The 12,982-nt window shown below is 65.6% G+C and carries 13 protein-coding genes; 10 read left to right on the forward strand and 3 right to left on the reverse strand.

All coding sequences use genetic code 11. From position 1 onward, the window contains the following. Positions 1-107 precede the first annotated feature (107 nt). Positions 108-1,544, reverse strand: a complete 1,437-nt coding sequence (gene cls, locus ABFK29_RS13875) for a cardiolipin synthase (protein WP_005855849.1) — start codon at positions 1,542-1,544, stop codon at positions 108-110. A 363-nt stretch (positions 1,545-1,907) separates the two neighbouring features. On the opposite strand from cls, the gene radA reads away from it, so the two are divergent. The 5 genes from radA (at position 1,908) to ABFK29_RS13900 (ending at position 7,225) form a co-directional block, all read left to right on the forward strand. Beyond that, positions 1,908-3,275 (forward strand): DNA repair protein RadA, encoded by a 1,368-nt coding sequence (gene radA / locus ABFK29_RS13880; RefSeq protein ID WP_005855850.1) that lies wholly within the window; start codon positions 1,908-1,910, stop codon positions 3,273-3,275. 48 nt (positions 3,276-3,323) lie between these two features. Then, complete coding sequence (locus tag ABFK29_RS13885; protein WP_005855851.1) at positions 3,324-3,884, forward strand: CvpA family protein; 561 nt, start codon at positions 3,324-3,326, stop codon at positions 3,882-3,884. Between the two features lie 20 nt (positions 3,885-3,904). After that, positions 3,905-4,549, forward strand: a complete 645-nt coding sequence (locus ABFK29_RS13890) for a hypothetical protein (RefSeq protein ID WP_005855852.1) — start codon at positions 3,905-3,907, stop codon at positions 4,547-4,549. Positions 4,550-4,624: 75 nt separating this feature from the next. Continuing rightward, positions 4,625-6,100, forward strand: a complete 1,476-nt coding sequence (gene purF / locus ABFK29_RS13895) for an amidophosphoribosyltransferase (RefSeq protein WP_347099670.1) — start codon at positions 4,625-4,627, stop codon at positions 6,098-6,100. An 861-nt stretch (positions 6,101-6,961) separates the two neighbouring features. Continuing rightward, the gene (locus ABFK29_RS13900) at positions 6,962-7,225 is read left to right on the forward strand and encodes a hypothetical protein (RefSeq protein WP_005855855.1); all 264 of its coding nucleotides are present in this window, start codon (positions 6,962-6,964) and stop codon (positions 7,223-7,225) included. Here ABFK29_RS13900 and ABFK29_RS13905 read toward each other — a convergent pair whose 3' ends face one another. Both ABFK29_RS13905 and ABFK29_RS13910 read right to left on the reverse strand, forming a co-directional pair. Next, positions 7,226-8,107 (reverse strand): formate/nitrite transporter family protein, encoded by an 882-nt coding sequence (locus ABFK29_RS13905; RefSeq protein WP_157136396.1) that lies wholly within the window; start codon positions 8,105-8,107, stop codon positions 7,226-7,228. A gap of 61 nt (positions 8,108-8,168) precedes the next feature. Continuing rightward, positions 8,169-8,477 carry a hypothetical protein gene (locus ABFK29_RS13910; protein ID WP_005855857.1) on the reverse strand — a complete coding sequence of 103 codons (309 nt, stop codon included), beginning with the start codon at positions 8,475-8,477 and terminating at the stop codon, positions 8,169-8,171. Between the two features lie 122 nt (positions 8,478-8,599). Here ABFK29_RS13910 and ABFK29_RS13915 point away from each other — a divergent pair, with 122 nt between their 5' ends. From ABFK29_RS13915 to ABFK29_RS13935, 5 genes are all read left to right on the forward strand, one after another. Continuing rightward, positions 8,600-9,181, forward strand: a complete 582-nt coding sequence (locus ABFK29_RS13915) for a hypothetical protein (protein WP_005855859.1) — start codon at positions 8,600-8,602, stop codon at positions 9,179-9,181. Between the two features lie 282 nt (positions 9,182-9,463). Next, on the forward strand, positions 9,464-10,102 hold the full coding sequence (locus ABFK29_RS13920; RefSeq protein WP_005855861.1) for an SDR family NAD(P)-dependent oxidoreductase: 639 nt from the start codon (positions 9,464-9,466) through the stop codon (positions 10,100-10,102). 141 nt (positions 10,103-10,243) lie between these two features. Beyond that, positions 10,244-11,029, forward strand: coding sequence for a 5'/3'-nucleotidase SurE (gene surE, locus ABFK29_RS13925; RefSeq protein WP_005855863.1), 786 nt, complete (start codon positions 10,244-10,246; stop codon positions 11,027-11,029). After that, complete coding sequence (locus tag ABFK29_RS13930) at positions 11,026-11,667, forward strand: protein-L-isoaspartate(D-aspartate) O-methyltransferase (protein WP_005855865.1); 642 nt, start codon at positions 11,026-11,028, stop codon at positions 11,665-11,667. The genes surE and ABFK29_RS13930 overlap by 4 nt, the downstream gene beginning before the upstream one ends. Before the next feature lie 86 nt (positions 11,668-11,753). After that, entirely contained in the window at positions 11,754-12,932 is a 1,179-nt protein-coding gene (locus ABFK29_RS13935; protein WP_005855868.1) for a peptidoglycan DD-metalloendopeptidase family protein, read from the forward strand. Positions 12,933-12,982: the final 50 nt, after the last annotated feature.

Below are 12,982 nucleotides of genomic sequence, written 5' to 3' on the forward strand. Positions count from 1 at the left end.
TCCTTAAACAGCCCGTGTCGCGGGGTTTCGAACGAGACCGAAGCACAAGCGGCCACGACCTTCCAGTGCCCGCTGTCGGGCACGGAGCGCGGACGGCCCTGCGCCGGTCAGAGGACCGGACCGATCGTGGCTATGACATTGTTCCAGATGCGCCTGTGCGGCGGCCACGCGGCGACCAGATCGAGCGTTATCAGGTCGGACCGCGCGACATAGGCGCTCTGGCGCTCCTGCACGGCACCGGTCACGCCTGCATCCTGCAAAAGGATATTGTTCTCGTAGTTCAGATCGAAGCTGCGCAGGTCGAGGTTCGACGACCCGATGAGTGTTACCTTGCTGTCAATGGTCAAGGTCTTGGCATGCAGGAGGCCGCCCTTGAACTCGTGAATCCGGCACCCCGCGGACAACAGTCTGCGGTAGTAGCTTCGGCTCGCCGCCGCGACGATCCAGCTGTCGTTCACCTTGGGAAAGATCAGCGTGACCTCGACCCCGCGATGCGCCGCGGAGCACAGCGCATCCAGCACGGTGGCGTCAGGTACGAAGTAGGGGGTCGACAACGTCAGGGTCTCCTGCGCGCAGGCGATGAGTCCCGAGAACAGCTGCGGCGTGGCCCCCCGCCGTTCGGTCGGGCCGTCTCCGATCACTTGCGCGGGAAAGCCGCCCTGTGTGTCGTGTTCCGCGACAACGAAGTCATCGAAGGCCTCGCCCGTGGCCTGCATCCAGTCGCTGAGGAACAACAATTCGTTCTGGGCGACGATGGGTCCTTTCAGGCGCAGCATGATATCCACCCAGGGCGCATACCTGGCTTTCACCCGAAACTCCGGATCGGCGGAGTTTCGGCTGCCGCAATAGGTGACCTGGCCGTCGATGACGGTGATCTTGCGGTGGTTCCGCAGGTCAATGCGACTGGTCATCAAGGTGCGGATCGGATGATCGAGAGGCAGGGCCACCGCCATCTGAACGCCTGCATCCTTCATCTGCTGCCAGAGGGACGACTTGATCAGGGCGCGCGATCCGAGGCCATCGGCCATGGCCCGACAGGTGACGCCACGCTGTGCGGCACGGATCAGCGCCCGCGCCACATCCGTGCCGGTCCCGTCGTCCAGCCAGATGTAATAGAGCACGTGCACATGGCTTTGTGCCGCGTCGATATCGGCAATGAGATGCGCGTTCGTGTCAGCGGCGTCCGCCATCAAGGCCGCGCTGTTCCCAGCGACCGGATGGAAACCGTTGATGGACCCCGCATACCGGAATGCAGGCCTGTAGAGCGGATCGATCAGTCGCTCCGTATCGCCGGGCGCGCCCATGAGATGTGACGCCTTCGTGCGGATCTGGCCGAAGACCTCCTTGTGGCGCATGTCCGCACGCTTGCCGGGGTCGATTTCGCCGAACAGGAAATAGATGGCGGTTCCGACGTAGGGCAGCGCCGAAAGGACGATGAACCACGCCAGGCGCGCCTGCGGCGACAGGTTGTCGCGCAGAAGAATACGGAGCGTGAAGCCTGTGAGGATCAACAGATGAAGCGCAAGCAGGACCGTTGCGACCATGTCTTCTCCGTGTTTGCAAGGTCCGACCTGCCGCCGGTCTCGTGTGTGGGGGTCATCTTCCCTTCCAAAAGCCGATAGTCAACGGGCACGGCGGAGAAGTGCGTCCGTGCGTGTGGCCCACGTCCCGCGATGTCCATCTTGACGTTTAGGCACGCTGTCGATGCTCACGACGGTTTGCAGAGATAAACCGGTCGAACTGTCGCCATGACCAGATAGGTGCCGCGTGCATTCGACGAGATCGCGACGCCAAAGCCCGGGCTTTGTCACACGATCACGGATGGCCCTGCACGACACAGGCGCAACCGTTCCCTTTCGCGATCAATCCCGGTACATACCCGCTTCCGATCCCAGCGGAGGTTTTCCATGGCAAAGGCCATCAGTCGATTCGTCTGCCAGTCCTGCGGCAACGTCACCACGAAGTGGGCAGGCAGATGCGAGGCCTGCGGCGAGTGGAACTGTATCCAGGAAGAAAAACCGTTGTCGCGCGGGCCGGCCGGAAAGTCCCTGGGTCAGGCGCGCGGACGGGCCGTTCAGCTCAGCGACCTGTCGAGCAAGGAGGCCCCGCCGCCGCGGACGGCCTGCAAGCTCGACGAACTGGACCGGGTGCTGGGCGGCGGCCTCGTCCCAGCCTCGGCCGTTCTGGTGGGAGGCGATCCGGGCATCGGGAAATCGACGCTCCTGCTGCAGGCCGCGGCCGCCTTTGCCAATGCCGGGCTCAAGGTCGTCTATATTTCGGGCGAGGAAGCCTCTGCCCAGGTCCGGCTGCGGGCACAGCGCCTGAACCTTGCGGATGCCCCCGTAAAACTCGCGACGGAAACCAACCTGCGCGACATCCTGACCACGCTCGACAAGGAACGCCCCGACCTCGCCATCGTCGACTCGATCCAGACCATGTGGGCCGACAACGTCGACAGTGCACCCGGGTCCGTCAGCCAGGTCCGCGCCGCCGCGCACGAACTGACGACCTTTGCCAAGCGCACCGGCTCCGCCGTCATCATGGTGGGCCACGTCACTAAGGACGGCCAGCTTGCCGGTCCCCGTGTGGTCGAGCACATGGTCGACACCGTCCTGTACTTCGAAGGCGAACGCGGCCACCAGTTCCGCATCCTGCGCTCGGTCAAGAACCGCTTCGGCCCGGCGGACGAGATCGGCGTGTTCGAGATGACCGGCGGCGGGCTTGCGGAAGTGTCCAACCCCTCTGCCCTGTTCCTTGCCGAACGCGGAGAGCCCTCGCCCGGATCGGTGGTCTTTGCCGGCATCGAAGGCACGCGCCCTGTCCTGGTAGAATTCCAGGCCCTCGTCGCGCCCTCGCCACACAGCCAGCCGCGCCGGTCGGTCGTCGGCTGGGACGGCGGACGTTTGGCGATGATTCTCGCGGTGCTCGAATCGCGGGTCGGCATTCCGTTTGCTGGGCTCGACGTCTACCTGAACGTCGCCGGGGGCATGCGGGTCGGCGAACCTGCTGCCGATCTGGCTGTGGCCGCTGCGCTACTTTCCGCCCGCGAGGACGCGGCGCTGCCGCGCGAGACTGTCGTTTTCGGCGAAATCAGCCTATCGGGTGCCCTACGTCCCGTGGGTCAGACCGAAAATCGCTTGAAAGAAGCCGCCAAACTTGGTTTCTCCACCGCGATCCTGCCTTCGGGCGGCAAGGCGCAGGGTGGCCCATCCGTGAAACTGACGCAGATGGCCGACCTGACCGGCTTTGTAGGAGAGGTCTTCGGCGCCGGATGAACCGCGCCGGCAGGCACACACGGGAAAAGAACGCGAAGAGGCAGGCCCATGGATGGATTTACGATCGTCGACGGCATCGTGGCGGCAATCGTCGTGATGTCGGCGCTGCTGGCCTATTCGCGCGGCCTTGTGCGCGAGGCCATGGCCATCGTCGGCTGGATCGTCGCCGCCATCCTCGCCTTCATGTTCGCCGCTCAGGTGCAGCCCCTGGTCAAGGAACTCCCCGTTGTGGGCGAATTCCTGTCGGACAGCTGCGAGTTGTCGATCATCGCCGCCTTTGCCGCCGTGTTCACCATCGCACTGCTGATCGTGTCGCTGTTCACGCCGCTCTTCTCTTCGCTGATCCAGCGCTCCGCGCTTGGCGGGCTGGATCAGGCGCTTGGCTTCTTCTTCGGCGTGGCCCGGGGCATCGTTCTGGTGGCCATTGCCTTCTTCGTCTACGAGACCGTCATCACCGCGCAGGACGTGGCGATGATCGACGACAGCCGCTCGGCTGCCGTGTTCAGTCAGTTCAGCGGCAAGATCGAAGAGCAGAACCCCGAACAGGCGCTCGGCTGGATCACAGCCCAGTATGAGCAACTCGTGGGTGTCTGCGACACGCCGCAGTAACCGCGGCACGGGGTCAGACGATGTCAGCCGCAGACCTGCACGCCCGCTGGCAGGCGCATTGGCACGACATCCTCGACGCCTCCCCCCTGGTCACGGACCCGCGCCCAGATCCCCTGCCGCCCTGCGACAGCGATGCCCGCCTGCATTTCGGCATCTGGCGTCTGCCGGCCACAGACTGCCCCGCAGCCTTCGCACCTCTGCCCGAGGGCGCGGCGCTTGGCGAGCGTGCCGCGCTTTGGCCGCTCGACATGCGCAGACTGCCGCGAAACGAGGCACACGCGCTGCTTCGCACGGCGGTGGCGGACCTCCGCCTGTTTGGCCTGGATGCACCGGAAAGCGACGCGCCGATCCGGTTCGAAACGCCCTTCCCCGACGCACTCGATGGCACGGACGCGCCCACGATCAATATGGACGACGCGTTGTGGAACATGGCCGCCGCCCGATCTCCGGCACACGAAGCGGCGCTCGCCTTTCTGTCAGAGCCGTTCTACCGCGCCGCCGACAGCTACGATGTGGCGCACTGGCTCATGTGGCCGCTTGTCGCACCGAACGATGCGCCGGACGTCTACTATCCCTTCGCCCTGCTTCGCGCAGGGGGCTGGGCGGCGGGATGGCACAGCGACGGCGCGCTTGTACTGGTAGAAACCGACATTTCTCACGCATAGTTTTGTGATCCTTCCGTGACACTTCCCCGCCAAGCCCGTATGAGGGGCGCGACCAGCCCGGGATTCGGAGACACCATGTCCGACGCCACCTTCTTTCCATCCAACCCTTTCGACGCCGGAGACGACAAGCTGCACGAAGAGTGCGGCGTATTCGGCGTGGTGGGCGTGACCGATGCCGCCAACTTCGTGGCACTCGGCCTGCACGCCCTGCAACACCGCGGACAGGAGGCCGGGGGCATCGTCTCCTACCATCCCGAAACGGGGTTCAACTCGGCCAGGCGCTTCGGCTACGTGCGGGACAACTTCACCCGCCAGTCGCTGATGGACACCCTGCCGGGTCAACTGGCCATCGGCCATGTGCGCTACTCCACCGCCGGATCGAAAGCCGCCGCCATCCGCGACGTGCAACCCTTCTTCGGCGAGTTTTCCATGGGCGGCGCGGCCATAGCGCACAACGGCAACATCACCAATGCCGACGCACTCCGCCGTGAACTGATCGAGCGCGGCTCGATCTTCCAGTCCTCCTCGGACAGCGAATGCATCATCCATCTGATGGCCCGCTCCCTGCAGCGTGACATCCCCGCCCGGATGGAAGACGCGCTGCGCCGCGTCGAAGGCGCCTTTTCGGTCGTCGCCATGACGCGGACAAAGCTGATCGGCGTCCGCGACCCCTTGGGCGTACGCCCGCTCGTCCTCGGCAAGGTTGCGGACGGCTGGGTGCTGTCTTCGGAAACCTGCGCGCTGGACATCATCGGCGCGGACTACGTGCGCGAGATCGATCCGGGCGAGATGGTGGTCATCACCGCCGAACACGGCGTCGAATCGATCCGCCCCTTCCGTCCGGCCAAATCGCGCTTCTGCATCTTCGAACACGTCTACTTCTCGCGCCCCGATTCGATCATCGGCCACCGCTCGGTCTACGAAACCCGGCGCCAGATCGGCGTCGAGCTGGCGCGCGAAACTCCGGTGGAGGCCGATCTGGTCTGCCCCGTGCCCGACAGCGGCACTCCGGCGGCCATCGGGTTTGCCGCCGAATCCGGCATCCCCTACGGCATGGGCATCGTGCGCAACCAGTACATGGGCCGCACCTTCATCGAGCCGACCGAACAGATCCGCAACATGGGCGTGCGCCTGAAGCTGAACATCAACCGCGCGCTGATCGAAGGCAAGAAGGTGATCCTTGTCGACGATTCCGTGGTTCGTGGCACCACCTCCCGCAAGATCAAGGAGATGATCCTCGACGCGGGCGCGGCCGAGGTCCACTTCCGCATTGCCTCGCCGCCGACGGCCTGGCCGTGCTTCTACGGCGTGGACACCCCACAACGCGACAAACTGCTCGCCGCGACCATGTCCGAAGACGAGATGCGCGATCACCTCGGCGTCGACAGCCTGAAGTTCATCTCGCTCGACGGCCTCTACCGCGCGGTGGGCGAGGCCGAGGGCCGCGACGCCAAATGCCCGCAATACTGCGACGCCTGCTTCTCCGGTGAGTACCCGGTGGAACCTGCGGACATGTTGCAGAAGGGTTTCAAGATGAAAGCCGCGGAATAAACCGCCTTTCCTGAAACGTGGATCCGGGCCCGGGTTAAGACAACACCCGGCCCGCTCCCCTGCGCGGACCGGATCCCCACGCAGACCGCTCCGCCAGTCATCCCCTCTGCCAGAAAGGGCGACATCAGCCCCCGATCAACCGCATTCCCGGACGCCCTCGCCTCACCGCGCGCCGAACGGCCGCGCGTTCCGGCAAACGGCCAACGACGCGCCCGGTGGCGGACCCCACCGCACACGCATCGCGAACTGCAGCCAGCCTGCGCCCCCGGCTTCTCTGCTGCGAAATACTCCCGCCGGAGGCATCCTCCCGCGCAACCCGCGCCACGCCTTCCCCTGCGACACGACATATCCACCCGATCCTCCCAGCCAACGTCCGGATTGGCCGGACAAATCCCGTTCACGCATGCCTTATGGCCTCGCCGGCGGTTGCACAGATCAACATGTCTTGCCGCGCCAAACAAAGGACCGGGTTCGAAGCAAAGACCGGGACAGATGCCATCTTCTCTGTCCCGATGCCGCCAGAGTCCCAAAGGCTCGTTCAACGAAGACCAGCCGAAAAGAACACCGGCAAAGCCCGGCCACCAAGTCGGCATCCAGGCCTGCTCCCGGAGCGATATAAAAAAAACGCCGGACAGCCCCCGCGCGCATTTCAGACGTGGCGCGTATCCGCCGAAGCGGCGTGACGGGTTGGCGGGCGGGCGCCTTCGGCCGCAGGCCGAACAGTCCCGCCAAGCCGATCCGGCAAGCTTGTGCCCATGTCGCACCCCATTCCGGCATACCGCCGCAGAGGTCCCGCGGGACGGCTTTCGCAGCAGATAAAGCCCGTGTAGGCGCGCCTCTCCATTCACAGGAGACGTCGATATGGCACAGGAAAAGTCATCCCAGAAAGTCGCGCAACTGGCCACGCAGAAGGCCACTGGCAACCTCGACGACCTGATCCTGCTTGGCACCTTCGGTTCAGGCGAACGACCGCGCGCCCTGGTGCGCACTGCGGACGGCAAGATTGTCGAACTCAAGGTCGGCGACCGGATCGGTCGCGATCCCATTATTGCCATCGAGGACGGGCGTCTTGCGTTGTCAGGCAAGGGCCGCACCCGCTGGATGACCCAGCCCGTCGTGCAGTGATCACTCCACCTCGACCTCGTTGCGCACCTGCCCCCAGACCAGAAGCGTGAACACCGCTGTGCCACCCGCGACGTTGCCCGCCAGCACCGGCAGGAAATAGATCAGGGCCGCATCGGCAAAGCGCATTTCTCCGACCCACACAAGCAGGCCTGCCTCCACCGATCCGGCGATGACATGGGCGAATCCGGCGGCGGTGATCAGCCAGGTCAGCGCCATGACCACGAAGAACGACCCGCCGTTGCGTGTGGCAGGCAGGATCCACACCAACGCGGCGATGATCAGGCCGGCGGGCATGGCGCGGACGAAGTTCTGCGTTGCCGTTCCCTCCACCGCGTGGTGCGACACGGCGATCAGCGCCGTCATGACATCGGGCTGCACGACGAATGGCAGGGTCAGGAAGCCGGAGGCCACGACACAGCCCACGATATTGGCAACGAGAACCACGGCCCAAAGGCGCAACAGCTTCAGCAGGCAGGTCAGCGAACGGTCCGCCACCACCGGCAGCACCGTGGTGATCGTGTTTTCCGTGAAAAGCTGCATCCGTCCGAAGATGACCACCATGAACCCGACCGAATAGCCCAGCCCTTCCACCAGCAGCGCCCAGTCGGTCTCCGGCAGTTTGCTCTTCAGTACGGCCTGCGTCAGCACCGAGAGGCTGATGAGCACGCCGGCGGCGAGCCCTGACCAGACCAGAGAGGCCACGGGCCGCTGCAGTTCCTCGTCGCCGTCGCGCCGGATGACCTCGTAGATCAGGCGGGCAGACAGGCGACTCGCCTCTGTTACATGCGACTCGTCGGAGTGGCTGCGCACCGCCTCCTTTTCGGCTTCGGGGTCCAGGTTGTCTTGCTTTTCTGGGGAAGCGCCCCGCCGCGGTGCGGTCATGTCATGGTCTTGCATGACACGTGAACCGCCATTGCCCGTTTTGGTTCCCGCGCCACCTGATTCAGCTCGTCACGTCTCTGCAGCGGGTCCAGCGCACCGGATCTGCTGCGCCAAAGACCACGTCCACAGCCTCTTCGGACAACTGATTGATGACCACGGTGTCGCCCGCGCCCGGCTCGCCCGCCGGTGTCTCGAATTCATAGCGGTGGCGACTGTAGCGACCCGGAACCTCTGCCCCGCCCGGAGTGACGACAGTCGCGCCGAGGATGGTCAACGACCGCCCGTCCGGCCCGCACCAATCACCGCTGATTTCGTCCGCCAGCGCGGCACCTGGACCCAGCATCGCCAGGACGATCATCACAATGCGCATTTCGGAACTCCCTTCTGGTAGGGCCAGTCTGCAACAGGCGGCGCGTCCGTGCCAATCACTTCGGCACTGGCGCTCGCCAAGCCGGACCGGGACCGTCTAATCTGCGGGAAAAGGGGAAGACCATGACAGGCAGCGCGCGCATCACCTTGGAGGCCACAGGCAACGCGCAGGAAATCTCGTTTCTGATGCGCCCGCAGCGGCATTTCTGGGTCAGCCTGTTTCTGTGCATCTGGCTGGTGATCGCTGGCGGCGCTTGGCTGTTCGCACTTTGGGAACTTCTCGCCGGTCCCGCCGCCTTGATCGCGTTCCTCGGCCTCTGGCTGGCCGGATGGACGGTGGGCTGCCTCGGCGCACTGACGCTTTTGTTGTGGCTGAACATCGGAGAGGAACGCCTGATCGTCACGCCACAGGCCGTGACCGTTACCCGCAGCATACCCATCTGGCGCCGCTCCACCCGATGCGACGGGGAGGCGGTGACCGGACTGCGCGCGGGCCCAACTGAAAGCGCCTGGCCGCAGGACGCAAAGCGTTCGCCCGGGCTGTGGGCGTCACGCAAGGCGGGCACGATCAAGTTCGACTACGGGCGGTACGTGATCGGCTTCGGCCTCGGCCTCGAAACGCAGGAGGCCCGCAAGGTGGTCGATCACGTTCTGCGCCATTTCCCGCAATACGGGCCGATCGAAGATAACCGCGCCGCCGGTTGATCCGGGGCCGACTTGCGGCTGGAAGAACGACTCGCAAGATATTGACGTAAAGTATAAATTTCGCATTCCGAAAAGACGCTCCGCGCTTTCCGGAGGAGGGAAAGCCAGCCGGCGCCAAAGCGTCACGCCGTCGCACGCTCGTCAAGGCGACACGAAGAACGAGATGCAAAGCACTGAAATATCGATTCTTCTCCGGATTCCAGCCAGCACTTGACGGTCGTCGCGCGTCCACGCCCCGTGCCGTGGCTTGACGGACCGCGAAATCCCCGCCAAACGGACCGCATGACCCAGATCGCCCTCATCACCGGCGCCTCGCGCGGCCTTGGCTATGCCCTCGCAGAAGCGCTTGCGCCCGAGTACCACATCGTCGCCGTCGCCCGAACCGTGGGCGGGTTGGAAGAGCTCGACGATGCTATCAAGGCCAAGGGCGGCGCCGCGACGCTGGCCCCGATGGACGTGACCGACCGCAACGCCATGGCCCAGCTTTGCCGCTCCGTGCATGACCGCTGGGGCGGCGTCGCGCTGTGGGCGCACACGGCAGTGCATACCGGTCCGCTGACGCCGACCTGGCAGCTCGATATGAAGGACTGGGATCGCTCCATGGCGACAAATGCCCATGCCATGGGCCACCTGATCCCCTACATCGCGCCGCTGCTTGGCACCGATGGCACCGCGCTGTTCTTCGACGATCCGAAGGGCGGCAAAAAGTTCTACGGCCACTATGGCGCCTCCAAGGCCGCGCAGATCGCCGTCGCGCAAAGCTGGGCCGCCGAGACCGTGAAGACCGGCCCGAAGGTGCGCGTCCTGACACCCGCGCCCATGGCAACCGCCGTGCGCGCGCGCTTCCATCCCGGAGAGGACCGCGACGCGCTCGCCACACCCGCCGACGAGGCACGCCGCCTGATTGCCACGCTCGGCTGAGCAGCCCGGCAGACAGGCCCGCGCGACGGCGACCGGACCGTTCTGTCCCTTACCGGACACGGCCCGCAACGGTCGGCGCCCCGCCGCTTGCCCCGCCTGCCCCCTTCGCTTAAGGACGAAGCAAAGCGAACGGGCAGGCTCATGCGCATCCTCATCACCAACGACGACGGCATCAACGCCCCGGGGCTCAAGGTGCTGGAACAGATCGCGACCGAGCTGGCAGGGCCGGACGGCGAGGTCTGGACCGTCGCCCCTGCCTTCGAGCAGTCTGGCGTCGGCCACTGCATCAGCTACGCCCATCCCACGATGATCTCCGAACTCGGGCCCCGCCGCTACGCAGCGGAGGGCAGCCCCGCCGATTGTGTTCTGGCCGGTGTGCACCACGTCCTGAAGGACACGCCCCCCGACCTCGTGTTGTCGGGCGTGAACAGGGGCAACAACTCCGCCGAGAACGCGCTCTATTCGGGAACTCTGGGCGGCGCTATGGAAGGCGCGCTGCAGGGCCTGCCAGCCGTGGCCCTGTCGCAATACCTCGGGCCCGAGAACTACCATATCGACAACCCATTCGAGGGCGCTGCGCAGTTCGGAGCCGAAGTCCTGCGCAAGATCCTCGCCTTCGACACGAACGCGCAGGACGGCTACCGGCTTTTTTACAACGTCAACTTCCCTCCGGTCCCGGCCTCGGGCGTCAAGGGGATCGTGGCGGCCCCGCAGGGCGTCCGCGAAGACACGAGGTTCTCTGTCGAATCGCAGCTTTCTCCGTCCGGGCGCCGGTTTCTCTGGGCAAAGGGCGGCGACCAGCGTGCGCGGGTGGCCGAAGGCACCGACGCCGCCGTCAACCTCGACGGTTGGATCTCCGTCACCCCGATGCGGGCCGACCTGACCTGCACCACGGCCCTGAAGGCGTTGCGGGACGCCTTCGCATGACGTTCGACGCCGAGGCAAAGATGCAGTTCCTGTTCGCCCTGCGCTCCAAGGGCGTGACAGACAAGGCCGTGCTTTCGGCGATGGAAAAGATCGACCGCGGCCTTTTCATCCAGGGCTATTTTACCGACCGCGCCTACGAGGACATGCCGCTCCCCATCGCCTGCGGCCAGACCATTTCGCAGCCCTCCGTGGTGGGCCTGATGACTCAGGCGCTTCAGGTCGGCCCCCGCGACAAGGTGCTGGAGGTTGGGACAGGCTCCGGTTACCAGGCCGCAATCCTCAGTCAGCTTGCCCGGCGTATCTATACCGTGGACCGTCACAAGCGTCTGGTCGCCGCCGCGCGCAAGGTCTTCGATGCGCTGGAGCTCGCCAATATCACCGCCTTCACCGCCGACGGCTCCTTCGGGCTGGCAGACCAGGCACCGTTTGATCGCATCCTCGTGACCGCCGCCGCCGAAGACCCGCCCGGGCCACTCTTGGCGCAGTTGAAGATTGGCGGTATCATGGTGGTGCCCGTGGGGCAGTCGGACACCGTGCAGCACCTGATCCGGGTCACCCGGACGGAAAGCGGGTTCGAGTATGACGAGTTGCGGCCCGTGCGCTTCGTGCCGCTGGTGGAAGGGCTGGGAAAGGACTAAGAGGGTCCTGACCGCATCAGCCTGTACCGAGATCACAGGCGTGACGCCCCGGAACAACAAGGGGCGCATGAGACGAGGACATCGAGATGACGCTGACCCGCACCCTTCCCGCGTTTGCCCTGCTGGCTTTTGGCGCCGCCTGTTCGAACGGGATGGACGTCGACATGCGCGGCCGTATCGGCGGACCGGTCGACACGGCCGCCGCCGCAGCCACGGCGACAGCCGAACGGCCCGCTGCTGACAATCGCGGCGTAATCTCCTATCCCAGCTACCAGGTCGCCGTGGCCCGGCGCAACGACACCGTGGCGCAGGTCGCCGAACGGATCGGCCTGCCCGCTCAGGAACTCGCCCGCTACAACGGCCTTCAAACCGGCGACACACTGCGCCGGGGCGAGATCATCGCCCTGCCGAGCCGGGTGGCCGAACCTTCGCCCGCCACCGGCGGCCTGCAACCTGCGGGTCAGGTGGACGTGACGACGCTGGCCGGTGCCGCTATCGAGCGTGCTTCTCCGACCACGCCGCGTGGTACAACCTCAGGCGGCGGGGCCGAACCGATCCGCCACCAGGTCGCACGGGGCGAAACCGCCTTCACCATCGCGCGGCTCTACCAGGTCAGCCCCCGCAGCCTTGCGGAGTGGAACGCGCTCGACAAGGATTTCACTGTCCGCGAAGGCCAGTACCTGCTGATCCCCGTGGTCGACATCAACGAGGCCGCCGCCGCGAGCACCACGGTGCCGGGCAGCGGAACGCCCACGCCGACGCCCCCGTCGTCGACGACGCCCCTCCCGTCCGTAGACGTGACCCCCATCGAACCGGCCGCGCCCGCCTCGGGCGGGACTTCGACCGCAGCTGCCCCCGCACCGAAACCTCCCGCCGCCGACATCGGCCAGCAGGCGGCGAAACCGGCGTCCAGCTCGGCTCAGATGGTCATGCCGGTCTCCGGCTCGATCATCCGCGAATACTCCAAGGGCAAGAACGAGGGCATCGACATCTCCGCCTCTGCCGGTCAGCCGGTCAAGGCTGCCGCCGCCGGGTCGGTCGCGTCGATCTCGAACACCACCGAAGGCGTGAAGCTCTTGCTGATCCGTCACCCGGGCGATCTGATCACCGTTTACACCCATGTCGACGACATCTCGGTCAAGAAGGGGGACGCGGTGAGCAAGGGGCAGACCATTGCGCGCGTCGGCTCCGGTTCGCCTTCCTTCCTGCACTTCGAGGTCCGCAAGGGCTTCGACAGCACGGACCCGATGGCCTACCTGAAATAAGCCATTGCGAGGAACGTCCCGGGCTTGGCCCCGCGCGTTCCTCTTTGGCC

This window comes from Sagittula stellata E-37 (assembly GCF_039724765.1).
GTDB lineage: Bacteria > Pseudomonadota > Alphaproteobacteria > Rhodobacterales > Rhodobacteraceae > Sagittula > Sagittula stellata.

Excerpts from the sequence above, each read along its gene's own strand:
- ABFK29_RS13905 (WP_157136396.1), bottom strand. The coding sequence starts at position 8,107 with ATGACCGCACCGCGGCGGGGCGCTTCCCCAGAAAAGCAAGACAACCTG.
- cls (WP_005855849.1), bottom strand. The coding sequence starts at position 1,544 with ATGGTCGCAACGGTCCTGCTTGCGCTTCATCTGTTGATCCTCACAGGC.
- purF (WP_347099670.1), top strand. The coding sequence starts at position 4,625 with ATGTCCGACGCCACCTTCTTTCCATCCAACCCTTTCGACGCCGGAGAC.
- surE (WP_005855863.1), top strand. The coding sequence starts at position 10,244 with ATGCGCATCCTCATCACCAACGACGACGGCATCAACGCCCCGGGGCTC.
- ABFK29_RS13910 (WP_005855857.1), bottom strand. The coding sequence starts at position 8,477 with ATGCGCATTGTGATGATCGTCCTGGCGATGCTGGGTCCAGGTGCCGCG.
- ABFK29_RS13915 (WP_005855859.1), top strand. The coding sequence starts at position 8,600 with ATGACAGGCAGCGCGCGCATCACCTTGGAGGCCACAGGCAACGCGCAG.
- ABFK29_RS13920 (WP_005855861.1), top strand. The coding sequence starts at position 9,464 with ATGACCCAGATCGCCCTCATCACCGGCGCCTCGCGCGGCCTTGGCTAT.
- ABFK29_RS13935 (WP_005855868.1), top strand. The coding sequence starts at position 11,754 with ATGACGCTGACCCGCACCCTTCCCGCGTTTGCCCTGCTGGCTTTTGGC.
- ABFK29_RS13890 (WP_005855852.1), top strand. The coding sequence starts at position 3,905 with ATGTCAGCCGCAGACCTGCACGCCCGCTGGCAGGCGCATTGGCACGAC.
- ABFK29_RS13930 (WP_005855865.1), top strand. The coding sequence starts at position 11,026 with ATGACGTTCGACGCCGAGGCAAAGATGCAGTTCCTGTTCGCCCTGCGC.
- ABFK29_RS13885 (WP_005855851.1), top strand. The coding sequence starts at position 3,324 with ATGGATGGATTTACGATCGTCGACGGCATCGTGGCGGCAATCGTCGTG.
- radA (WP_005855850.1), top strand. The coding sequence starts at position 1,908 with ATGGCAAAGGCCATCAGTCGATTCGTCTGCCAGTCCTGCGGCAACGTC.
- ABFK29_RS13900 (WP_005855855.1), top strand. The coding sequence starts at position 6,962 with ATGGCACAGGAAAAGTCATCCCAGAAAGTCGCGCAACTGGCCACGCAG.